Source organism: Prolixibacteraceae bacterium (assembly GCA_019856515.1).
In the GTDB taxonomy this organism is placed as follows: Bacteria; Bacteroidota; Bacteroidia; order Bacteroidales; family Prolixibacteraceae; genus Halosquirtibacter; species Halosquirtibacter xylanolyticus.
This window is the reverse complement of sequence record CP082230.1, coordinates 1,724,249-1,737,345: the sequence shown is the minus strand read 5'-3', so window position 1 is coordinate 1,737,345 and position 13,097 is coordinate 1,724,249. Positions and strand designations below refer to the sequence as shown.

The 13,097-nt window shown below is 40.0% G+C and carries 5 protein-coding genes; all 5 read left to right on the top strand.

The window, feature by feature from the left end; translation table 11 throughout:
- Positions 1-2: 2 nt before the first annotated feature.
- Positions 3-2,342 (top strand): ABC transporter permease, encoded by a 2,340-nt coding sequence (locus tag K5X82_06020; GenBank protein ID QZT38450.1) that lies wholly within the window; start codon positions 3-5, stop codon positions 2,340-2,342.
- Positions 2,343-2,376: 34 nt separating this feature from the next.
- Positions 2,377-4,713, top strand: coding sequence for an ABC transporter permease (locus K5X82_06015; GenBank protein ID QZT38449.1), 2,337 nt, complete (start codon positions 2,377-2,379; stop codon positions 4,711-4,713).
- Between the two features lie 2,744 nt (positions 4,714-7,457).
- Positions 7,458-8,489 carry an efflux RND transporter periplasmic adaptor subunit gene (locus K5X82_06010; protein QZT38448.1) on the top strand — a complete coding sequence of 344 codons (1,032 nt, stop codon included), beginning with the start codon at positions 7,458-7,460 and terminating at the stop codon, positions 8,487-8,489.
- An 8-nt stretch (positions 8,490-8,497) separates the two neighbouring features.
- Positions 8,498-11,578, top strand: coding sequence for an efflux RND transporter permease subunit (locus K5X82_06005; protein QZT38447.1), 3,081 nt, complete (start codon positions 8,498-8,500; stop codon positions 11,576-11,578).
- Positions 11,579-11,598: 20 nt separating this feature from the next.
- On the top strand, positions 11,599-13,068 hold the full coding sequence (locus K5X82_06000) for a TolC family protein (protein ID QZT38446.1): 1,470 nt from the start codon (positions 11,599-11,601) through the stop codon (positions 13,066-13,068).
- The last annotated feature ends 29 nt before the right edge of the window (positions 13,069-13,097 follow it).

Genomic DNA, 13,097 nt, shown 5'->3' with positions numbered 1-13,097 from the left:
TGATGAAAAGAAAGATAGCACGTTTTATATATGATTTTAAAAGAGAACTCCTCTCTAATAGTATCAGTATTCTGGGTCTCAGTATTGGTTTAACGACGGTGATATTGACCAGTTGTTGGGCAATGTTTGAATATAGTTATGACCGCTTTAACGACGATTTCGAGAAGATATACTGTGTGAATGCTCGTATTTTGTATAAGGGCAAAAAGATGCAGGATAATACGTTAGGGTCGGCTTATTACTTAGAAGCACCGAAAATGATGCCTGAGATTGAGAGTGCTGCGATGGTCTGTCAAAGAAATGCTACGCTGATCTCCTATGGCACCAAAAAGGTGATGCAAAACGGTATTGTGGCAGTGTCGTCTAACTTCTTCTCTTTCTTTACTTACCCCTTTCTTTATGGCGATCCAACATCTTGTTTAGAAAAGATTAACCATGTGGTCATTGATAGAGAGACGGCGATAAAGATATTCGGAGCATTAAATGTTATTGGAAAGAACATGACATATCGTGGTCATCTGTTGCAAGTCTCTGGGGTGATAGAGAATATGCCACGAAACTCACATCTTCAAGTCCATATGCTTTTTAACCGAGAAACTCTCTATAAGTTCAATCCTAAATGGATCGATTCATGGGTCTATAATGATATGTTTGCTACCTATTATAAGCTTGGAGATCATGTGGATAAAAACAAGCTTGCAAAGAAGATAGAGGCAGAGGTATATGATCACTGTGAGGGAGCCAAAACATTTAAGATAGAGGTCTATTTAAGTTCACTGGAAGCGCAGCATCTTTATAATGATGAGAATTCGATTGTTGCCAAACAGATACATACCTTAGGCTTTTTATCGATCATTATTTTGATTATAGCATGTGTGAATTTCTCCAATGTGTTTATTTCGATCTCCATACTAGATGGGAAGAGGGTGGCACTATATAAGTTATTTGGTGCTTCTCGTTGGCACATCATGTATCAATATTTCAAAAAAGTGCTGGTATATGTGGTTATCGCTACTATCATTGCACTGTTTATGTCCTACCATTTGACCTCATTATTCAATGAGGTGTTTCATGCCGATGTTGAATTGGATTTTGGAAACCCTTCGTTATGGGGACTACTATTGGGGGCAATACTTTTTACAACTTTTATCTCCGTACTTTATCCTGCATTGTGGTTATCTAACTACTCGATTATTGATATTCTATCTGGACGCTTTCGTAAGGTGGGCAAAAATGTAGTACAATATCTCTTTATGATTCTTCAGTTTGTGATCTCTATTGCTTTTATGATTTATGTGATGGGCATCGAGCGACAATTAGAGTTTATCGAAAGTCGGAATGTGGGGCTGAAAAAAGAGAATGTAATCTACTTTCATGCTGCCAACAACCCTACTCGATGTTATGAATATTTCTCTCAAGAAGCCAAAAGAGACGATCATCTTAAAGAGGTCTGTTTTGCTTCGACACTACCATCTTTTTTTATGAGTGGTAATATGGCTGCTCCCATAACTGATAAGGAGAATCAATTTCTTGTGGAACAGAAGAAAGTCTCGAAGAACTATATGGAGTTCTTTGGAATAGAGATGACAGGACAGCGGTTCGGATCTACTGTTCGAGATAAAAGTGTTATTGTGAATGAGTCAATGGTTCATAAGTTAAATCTCAAAGAACCATTAAATAAACCGTTCTATCTTGGGGATAATAAATATATCATACAGGGGGTTGTAAAGGGCATACATTACAATTATACCGACATGGTACAGTACCCTGTTTTGTACTTGCCGGTGGACGAAAGTCAAATAAAAAGGTATTTTACTATAATGGTTCGCGTAGACAATGAATCTAAAGAGAATCTACAGTTGGTGAATACTATTTGGCATAAACTGGAGCCCAATCTAGATATTTATCCCAGTTATCTATCGGAATCATTTGGTCGTTTATACCAGAGTCAAAAAGATCAAAGACGGATGTTTAGTACAGCCATGGTGTTGGCATTTCTACTATCCATACTCGGGATGTTTGCTATGGCAAATCTATCGGTGGTGATGAGACAAAGAGAATTTGCCATCAGAAGAGTCAATGGAGCCACTTCAAGGCAGATATTCCTATTGCAATGGTTCTCATTTATGAAACCCATTATCATCTCTTATGTGATTGCATTACCCATAGCATATCTCTTCATAGAGCGCTTTTTAGAAGACTTTGCCCTAAAAGTGACTATTGGTATAGGTGTATACCTGATAACGGCTCTAATCGTCTTATTTACGACTTTTGTTACTGTTTTCTATCAAGGAGTGAAAGCTTCCAGAACCAATCCTATCGAGGTGTTGCGATATGAGTAAACCTCCTATAATTCAATGATTAAGATTTCAATGTATGAAAAATAAAATAGATCGTTTTATACAAGATTATAAAAAAGCCCTTCTTACCAATACCATCAATCTTTTGGGTATGGCTATAGGTCTGGCTGTAGTGATACTTATTGGCTGGTGGACTCTTGTAGAGCTCAGTTTTGATCGCTTTCATGATGGTGTAGACGAGACATATCGTGTAATGGTCGAAGGGGTCTACAATGATGAGAAGGATATTGACCCTACTGTCTCTCCTTGTTTCTCTACTGAACTTCCTAAGATGATGCCAGATATCAAAGAATTTACTTCGGTTGTACAGGAAAGTGTTAAGATGGTGAAGGCTGAAGGTAAATCATTTTATCAATCGGATATTGGAATGGCATCCAGTAACTTCTTTACGTTCTTTGATTTCCCGCTTCTATTTGGTGATAAAAACCAATGTTTGAACGCTTATGATAAGATCGTAATTGATGAAGTTACCGCATTGAAGTTATATGGAAAGAGAGATGCAATAGGCAAGATATTTGAGTTTCAAGGACACACTTTTAAAGTCTCTGCCATCATGAAAGAGATGCCTTCTAATTCAAGCATACGTTTACGTGTAGTAGGCTCTGTAGCATTTATCTACAAAGCATATCCATGGGCACGAGCTACTTGGTCTGGATTTGATCGTTTCTCTACCTACTATAAGTTTATCCCACGAACAGATCTCGCAGCCTTAGCGGATAAGATGACAAAAAAGATTTATGAAGTTGAGCCGGAAGAACAACGGAATAAAGTTAAAGTCATTTTTCAGCCTTTGAAGGAGGTCCACCTTTATTCGCCATCAGATCGATACAAAAGACTTATCATACTTGTGAGTCTAGCAACTCTTATCTTGGTAATCTCCTGCTTGAACTTCTCTAACCTATTTGTCTTTACATCGTTGTCTCAATTGAAACGAATAGCGATACGTCGTATCTATGGGGCTTCAACGTTCTCGATCATTAGATCGCTCTATTGGAGGTCACTAGTCTATGTCTTATTGTCCTGTGGCTTAGGGCTAATCCTCTCCGTAGGTATGAGCTCCCTGTTTAATGAAGTATTGGGAACAGTAATACATTTTGATTTTACCAATCCAATACTATGGGCTTTTTTGTTTATCGTGATCATAATCGTAAGTGTGGTAACAACCCTATATCCAGCTTGCGTAGTGTTAAAGTCCAATGAGATAGAGAGCTTAAAAGGTACTGCTCTTCATGTCGGCAATAAGAAGGTTCAGAAACTGTTTATTGTCGTTCAATTTACGGTCTCTATTGCTCTACTGTCTTATGTGATGATGGTAAACCAACAGTTTCGTTTTTTGGACCAGAGGGATAATGGGTTGAAGCAAGACAATGTGGTTTTTTTCAATGCATTGGGAGAGATGCCCAAGAAGTATCAACTATTCAAAAAGTTTGTGACCAACTCAGACAACCAACAAGGGTGTTGCTACTCATCTACTTCTCCTGCAAGTTGGGATGATGGTGTAATGGTGGCATTAGCAACAACTCCAACAGATAAAATCCATGCGGAGTATGCATGGGTGTCACGAAACTATTTTGATTTCTTGGGGATAGATGTGCAGGGTGATTGCTTTGACTCTTCCAAGGAGTGCAATAACCTGGTTGTGATAAATAGAGCTGCAGTGGAGCGATTACATCTTAAAGATGCCATTGGCAAGAGAGTGATATTAACTGGAGAAACATTTCTTGTCGCTGGGGTTACATCCGAAGTCCATAGAGACCCTTTCAATGCTTTAGATTACCCACTAGTGTATCGCTATTATTCTTTTACAAATCTATCAGCCGATGACTATATCATGGTAAGAACTACCGGTGAGTCACAAACAGCATTAAGATGGGTTGAAGCCCAGTGGAATAAAGTCAATCCAAACCTTCCTTTTAGGTATGAAATCCTTTCAGAAACATTTAAGCTTAAATATGCCCATCAGAATAATCAAAATAGAATGATGTCACTGCTTATGATCATTGCTCTAATCATCTCGTTGATTGGAATGTTTGCCATGGCGAACTTTACAGTCGAGAGTCGAAGAAAAGAGTTTGCCATACGACGTGTTAATGGTGCCTCTACAGCAAAGATATTTGCCTTACAGGTATTGGACTTTATGATCCCAATATTTCTATCTTACATCCTCTCCATTCCTCTCTTCTTATTCTTTAGTGACCAATTCTTATCTCTATTTGCCTTCAAAGTTACTATCGGGGTATGGAACTATATTATACCATTGGTTATCGTCCTGTCAGTCTCCTTGGTCGCAGTTCTATTCCAATGTATCAAAGCCTCCAGAACTAATCCTATCGAGGTGTTGCGATATGAGTAAAGATTATTGTGTATAAAGTTGTATGTGGTGAGGAGTGCTTGTCGCTTTCTAGGTCTTCCTCTTGTACCTAGAAAGTGACACAAACGAAGCAGTGTATGTCGAATGGTTGAAATATGAGGTTTGATACACAGAGAATGGCACACAGGTGAAACAGAACTTTTTGTGGATGAAAGGCAAGGGAAAAGCAAAGCTAAGGCTGATGTGCAAGTGATAGCACACATATGAAACAGATCCTTGTTTTCCCCTGACTTAATAGGGTTTAAAAACGGTATATGAACGGTCTTAATACGGTGATCATTCAATGTTCGGTCATAGTTCATTCGAAGTTCACTCATCGATTTGGTATTTTCTTCGAATGAACTTCGAGAGAGGTTTGAATTATATTTAAATCATCACCGTATTCAAACCGTTTATAGTCCGTTTTAATTACGTCTTTGGTGGCTGTCATATAACTGCTTGGTTGTTGTTTAATATGGGATAAGTACTTCAACTCTTATTTTTGACTGCTTTTGGTAAGGATGTGATGTTCTTCTCTAAAGAATAATGTGGTCATGGATTAGATGGATGAGCACAGTTTTAAAAGAATTATTAAGACACAAAGCCACGAAGATATGAAGGAAAATATAGCTACAGATTGGATGGGTTTTCATGGATCTTTTGTTGCAATGAACTCCAATACTTCAACAATTCCCTGAAGGGGAAACCGAACTTAGCCCAATGGTGTAGAACCTATGCTGAACGTCAGTTCAGTTTAAGGTTCGGAGCCTTGGGTATATATCACACGCGTTAACCAAAGGCTGAAGGCCTGGCCCCTGTTATTCTGGTTTTATTGTTTTGGTTTCTTTCTGATGCCAATAATTAGAAGTAATTTAAGTATGGTGTTGATATTTAGATGAATATGGCCACGGATTCAACGGATTAGCACAGATCTCTTTGTTGCAATTTTAGACGCGATGTTTGCGTTTAAAATGGTATTACAACTATGTCATTGAAAGGGAAATGGCTATAATAGTTCCAAATTGTTTGGGCCAGGCCTTCAGCCCTTGTTTGTGGGGGTAATGGTTACCCAAGGCTCCATCCTATATTCTGCGCTACCTCGCATTATATGAATTTCACCGTTGGGCTAGATTGGGTCACCCTCTTCGGGGTTCGTTGAAGGTTATTGTGGTTTGTTTCTTTCTGGTGCCAATAATTTGGAACGCTTTAAGTATAGGGTTGATATTTAGGTGAATATGGTCACGGATTCAACGGATCAAACGGATTATCACAGATCTCTTTGTTGCAATCTTAGACGCGATGTTTGCGTTTAAAATGGTATTACAACTATGTCATTGAAAGGGAAATGGCTATAATAGTTCCAAATTGTTTGGGCCAGGCCTTCAGCCCTTGTTTGTGGGGGTAATGGTTACCCAAGGTTCCATCCTATATTCTGCGCTACCGCGCATTATATGAATTTCACCGTTGGGCTAGATTGGGTCACCCTCTTCGGGGTTCGTTGAAGGTTATTGTGGTTTGTTTCTTTCTGATACCAATAATTTGAAATGCTTTAAGTATAAGGTTGATATTTAGGTGAATATGGCCACGAATCCAACTGATCAAACGGATTAGCACAGATCTCTTTGTTGCAATTTTAGACGCGATGTTTGCGTTTAAAATGGTATTACAACTATGTCATTGAAAGGGAAATGGCTATAATAGTTCCAAATTGTTTGGGCCAGGCCTTCAGCCCTTGTTTGTGGGGGTAATGGTTACCCAAGGCTCTATTCTATATTCTGCGCTACCGCGCATTATATGAATTTCACCGTTGGGCTAGGTTCGGTTTCCCTTTCAGGGAAGATTGCAGCTTTGAGTATTCACTTACAGCACTAAATGGAATACGGTGATACGGATTTTAATACAAATTTTAAAAACACCACAAAGACGCTAAGGTTGAAGTGCAAGTGATAGCACACAGATGAAACAGATTTTTAGTAGTTGTTGCGACCTTCCCTGAAAGGGAAAACGAATCTAGCCCAATGGTGGAAAGCATAGTTTGACCGCAAGGTCAAGTTATTGGTTGGAGCCTTGGGGAATGTAGCCTTCTACCATTTAGGGCTGAAGGCCTGACCGATTAATGTTATTGACATGGGGCTAATGGATCATTATTTATGATGAAAGGAGTAGGCCACGGATTTAACGGATTAGATGGATCTACACGGATTTGGTTGTGGCATGATGCCGAGCTGGATCTCAGCGTTCCCAGCTGTTGTGGTATCCCTCTCGTACCAATGAATTGGCACAAATTTGGCTATGTTGTGGATGTGGAACTGATGATACGAAGGAAAACCGCTAAGGTTGAAGCGTAAGAGATAGCACATAGATGAAACAGATCTCTGTTGTGGATGATGCGCAGCGATTTTATAGGTGTGCCGTGAGAAATGGTTGATGGGGATAAGGATGCGCGAGCATCACGCCTGTACGAGGTATGATGCCGAGCGGAGCTCAGCGTTCTCAGCTGTTGTGGTATCCCTTTCGTGCGATGCATTGGTACATGCTAAGCTTTTTGGGTTGCGGTGCGATGGTTGCATCTAATATGTTGTGTTCGTTACTTTTTTCTTCTCTAAACTTTGAGTATCGGTTTAACTTTGTTTTTTCCCATTTCAACTGTCAATTATTCCATCTTACGAATTTGACTCTTTATTTATGACCTAATCCTTAGGATCTTTGTTGTATAAGATAAGAAACCGATAAAGAGAATAATAGTGATGAGACGAGGTGTTTATATTAGTGTGATGGCTGTACTAATAGGCTTATGGGCTAGTGGATGTGCAACAACGGAGCTTAAAGAGGAGGTACATGTTCCTAAGGTGAAGTATCAATTGGCAAAAGCGAGTGGAGCTTCTGAGAAAGAGGTGCTCTATGGGGTGTTGAAAGAGGTGGAGGATGTGAAGTTGTCTTTTCGATTGGCTGGACCAGTGTCATCTATAGCGTTGAAAGAGGGCCAGAGAGTTCGTAAGGGACAGGTGTTGGCTCGTATGGATGTCAGAGACTATCAACTACAATATCGTGCTACCAAAGCCGAATATGACCAAGTAAAAGGGGAGGTGTCTCGACTGAAGGCAATGCATCGATCACATAATCTTTCTGATAATGATTTTGAGAAAGCGGTGGCTGGAGAGAAGCAGATGAAGGTGAAGTTGGATGCAGCAAAGAATGCTTTAAAGGATGTAATTATAACTGCTCCTTTTAATGGTGTGGTCCAGAAAGTCTTTGTAAGTAGTGGCGAGATGGTGAATGCTGGTATGCCAATTATTTCACTTGTTAATACCTCTGCATTGAAAGTACAGGTTTCCGTGCCTTTTGCAACGATTCTAGAGAAAGAACATTTTACTTCGTCTTATTGTAAAAGTAGTTATTATCCTGAAAAGCGATTTCCGTTAGAATATATTGGTTCTACGATGAAGCCGGAAGCCAATAAGCTTTATGCTATGTGGTTTTATCTAGAACGATCAAGTGATTACCCTCTTGTCAGTGGAATGAATGTACAGGTAACTCTATGTTCTGATCGTATGGCATCGAATAAGGTGGTGGTTCCAATGAATGCATGTATACATGACCAGCATGACTGTTATCTCTACTGTTATGAGGATGGCAAAGCTGTAAAGCATAAAGTCGAACTTGTCTCTGTGGATCCAATAGGAGATGCTACTGTTCGAGGTATCGCGCCTCAGGACACTGTGATTACGGCAGGTTTGAAGGCGTTGAGAGATGGAATGAATGTATCACTTCTTAAATAAGGTCGGTCATGAATATTGTAAAAGCATCTTTTAAACAGAAGCGATTGATCTACTTTATGTTGTTCTCTTTACTTGTTTCTGGTGTAGCAGCATTTAAGATATTAGGGAAGTTAGAAGATCCTGAGTTAAAGATTAAGTCGGCTTTGATTATTACTCCTTTTCCTGGAGCTTCTGCGGAAGAGGTGGAGGAGAGTGTCTCTAAGACTTTAGAGAACCATATCCGAACGATTCCGAATATTAAAGAGGTCACTTCAAGATCTCTTGCAAACTATTCGGAGATTAATGTGTCTCTCAAGACGACAGTGCCTGAGAAGGATGTGGATCAATATTGGGATTTTCTTCGTAAGAAAGTGCATGATGCAAAGGCATCATTGCCTAATGGAGCTTATGAGCCTCAAGTCTATGATGATTTTGGTGATGTCTATGGTCTTTTCTATGCTATGGCTTCTGATGGATACGATTATGACGAGATGCGTGAATATTCAAAGGTGGTAAGAGACCGTCTGCTTGCTATTGATGGAGTGAAAAGAGTTTCGTTGAATGGCAATCAAAAAACGGTCATCGATCTCTCTATCGATGTGGATCAATTATCTCATCTTGGGATTATGCCTACTGCCATTGTTTCGACGATAGAAAATCAACTCAATACTGTTTATGCTGGTGCCTATCTAACCGAAGATAATAATATACGTGTGGCTGTGCCAAAACGTCTTAAGGACATTTCTCAGTTGGAGAATATCATGATTACAGGCACACATGACATGCAGTATCGATTGAAAGATATCGCTACCATAGCGCGTAAAGTTGAAGAGCCTTTTAGTTCTCGTATGTATTACAATCAATCTCCTGCGATTGGAATCTCTGTCTCAATGAATCCTGGTGAGAATATTGTTGAGATCGGGAAGCAAGTAGAGGCACAGATTGAAATATTAAAAGAGGAGCTACCTCTTGGAATCTCTTTTCACAAGGTCTATTTTCAATCGGATCTAGTGAAAAGTGCTTTAAGCAAGTTTATGTGGAACTTGGCAGCATCTGTAATTATTGTTATTGGAATCCTATTATTGGTAATGGGCTGGCGTAGTGGTGTGGTCATTGGAACAAGTTTGGTGTTAGCTATTGTAGGAGCCTTTCCATTCTTGTTGATCTTTGGTGGGACCATACAGCGTGTCTCTTTGGGTGCTTTTATTATAGCCATGGGTATGCTGGTGGACAATGCTATTGTAGTCATTGATGGTATTTATGATGACTTGAAGAGGGGCGTCCCTCGAATGGAAGCGATGTCTCGCTCTCCCCAACAAAGGGCGTGGGCTTTATTTGCTGCGACCCTTATAGCGATTTTGTCGTTCTTACCAGTATACTTGTCTCCTGATACTACTGGAGTTTATACTCGAGACTTATTCCTCGTGTTGGCTTCATCTTTGCTTCTTAGTTGGTTCTTAGCAATTTTTCAAGTGCCACTTATGGCGACCAATTTTCTTAAGATATCGAAGAAAGCGAAGGAGAAGCGTGGTGGCTTCAGCGATAAGTTTCGTCAGTTTTTAGATCAAGCGTTGTCTTATCCCAAGACGGTGATATGTATCTCTCTTGTACTGCTGTTATTGTCCATTTGGGGCAGTCGATTTATGAAGCAAGAGTTCTTTCCCAATATGGAATATTCCCAAAACTATTTGACGTATAAACTGCCAGAGGGAACGCAGCCTAAACGTGTAGAGAAGGAGTTAAATGAGATTACTGCTTGGCTACTAAAACAAGATGGGGTGAACAATGTGACTGCCAATATTGGAGGGGCTGCCACCAGATATACTTTGGTGCGTTTAATGCCTGATATGAGTAGTTCATATGGTGAATTGATTATCAAATATAATACGATTGATGATGTTGAGGTGTTACAAGACCGCATTGAATCGTATGTTCATGATCACTATCCTGATGCGATATCTGAAATAAAAAGCTATGCTTTGATTAGTGTGGAGGGGTTGGTTGAAGTGAACTTCTCTGGTGACAATATTGCCGTTTTGAAGGCGTTGGCCGATAGTACAGAGACGATTTTTAAACAGTCGCTTCATGCAAACAGCTACTCAGTAAGAAACAATTGGGAGAGAAAGACCCCTTATTTGGATGTTAACTATAGACAATTGGATGGTACGAGCTATGGGATGACACGACAAGATGCTTCTGTAGCTATGATGATGGGCACTTCAGGAGTACCAATACATCGATACTTTGAAGGAGATACAGAGATTCCTATTAAGCTTAAGATGACCGATATTGGTGGACAACAGATGTCTTGTTTTAAGAATATCCCAGTGTGGGGACAGAGCTCTTTGCACCTACCAATTAGTGAGGTGTTAGCAGGGGATATGCCTCTAGACGAAGTGGAAGAACATCTATTGGAACCTACACCGTTGAGTGCATTTGCTGATCTTAGTATTCAGTGGGAAGAGCCTCTTATTCGAAGAATAGATGGGGTTCGAACTATTAAGGTGTTGTGTAATCCTAAGAAGGGGGCAACGGCATCTGAGATTATGATTGATGTAAAAGCTCAAGTAGAGGCTTTGACTCTTCCTCATGGAGTAAAGATGGAGTGGGAAGGAGAGCAAGGCGATCAAGCCAATGCAATGAAGTATATCATACTATTTATACCATTGGCACTATTCGGTATTTTGATGATTCTGATTCAACAATACCGTAGTTATCGAAAACTATTGATTACAGGTTTCTGTGTTCTATTGGCACTTATAGGTGTGGTCCCATCGATGTTAATTACTGGCAAAGCATTTGGTTTCTTAGCTATTGTAGGAGTCGTCGGGCTGGCAGGAATGATGATTAAGAATGCGGTGATTCTATTCGAAGAGATAGATGTTCAGATCGAAATACAACCGAATAAAAGAGTGGCGTTATTGGATGCTTCTGTATCTAGAGTACGCCCTGTAATGATGGGGGCATTGACCACTATTTTAGGTATGATCCCTCTGGTTGGTGATGTCTTCTTTGGAAGTTTGGCTGTGACGATTATGGGAGGACTATTTATCGGTACTGTCATCACATTGGTGGTCCTTCCTGTATTGTATGTGCTCATGTTCAAATAGTTTATGTAGAAAAGAATATTATGATGAAAGCAAAATATATAATCGTTGCACTGTTCCTATTCATTGTATCCGTGGCAGATGCACAACGCAAGATCGATAGAGATGTTTGTCGTCAGAGTACACTCACTAATAGTGAGGAGATCGGCGGTGCGGAAGGAGCTTATAGAAAAGCTATATACAAACAAAAAGAGATGCGGAGTAACTACTTGCCAAAGATTAAGGCCACAGGGAGTTATATGTACTCTTTTGCTGATCAGAGTTCGGTGTCATGGAATGATACTTTTATGCCCACATCCCATATTGATCCCGCTACTCAAACGATGGTGCCAAACCTATTGCTTGACCCTTCAGGTAAACCTATTGTAGGTGCAGACGGTAACCCACTCTTTAGTCAATATGCGATGTTGCCTGCTGGTGGGGTATACTACGATTTTAACCATACGTTTATGGCTGATATTACTGCTACCCAACCAATTTATATGGGAGGTAAGATACGCCAAGGTAATCATATGGCTGATCTTGGAGTGGCACTATATAACCTAAATAAGCAGAAGACACAAGAAGAGATGATTCTAGAGTGTGATAAGAACTATTGGAATTTTATTGCTGTTACCGAACAGGTAAAGGTGGCTAAGATGTATCTCTCTCTAATCGATTCATTACAGTTGACTGTCAAACAGGCTGTTGAGGTTGGGTTGAAGCATCGTAATGAACTTCTAAAGGTTGAGGTGCAGAGAAATAGTGCCTTGCTCGAACTGCAGGAAGTAGAGAATCAAAAAGAGCTGATTCGTATGTCTCTATGTCGGGTGATGGGGTTAGAGTTAAACGAACAGCTAGAGGCAAAAGATAGCCTTATCGATATCACCAATCCGACCATTACAATGAGAGATGCGGTGATATCTAAACGTGCTGACTATCGTATGTTAAAGAAGAGAGATGAGATAAAGTCTTCTAATGAAAAGGTGGTGGCCTCCGATTTTCTGCCTTCTATTGGAATGAGTGCTGGAGCATACTATCTCGGAGCATTGAATGTGGAGAATATGGGAAGCAGTAATCTGATTAAAGAGGGGTGGGTGCAGAATGCTGTGACTCCTTCTATTGGTGTGAAAGTTTCAATACCTCTATGCCAATGGGGCGAAGGACGTAATAGGATACGTCAGGCACAGATGGAAACAGAGATGGCACAGCTCGAGACAAAGAAGCAAGTGCGCATGATGGAGCTAGAGGTCAAACAAGCCTCATTAAATCTACAGCAAGCATATTCTCGCTCTATGTTAGCCCAAAAGAGTGTGGAACAAGCTGCTTTAAATATGAGAATGAGTAAGGAGGCTTATGACCAAGGGTTGGAGCTTCTTACTGACTATCTTGAGGCACAGACAGTATGGCAAAAACAGTATACTTTGTTTGTGTACTCTAAAGCGAACTATAAGATTGAAGAGACAAAATATCTGAAGTCGATCGGAGAGTTAGTGATTGTTTCAGAACCATAGTCAAAGCTTAGGAATATTTTTCTATTTTT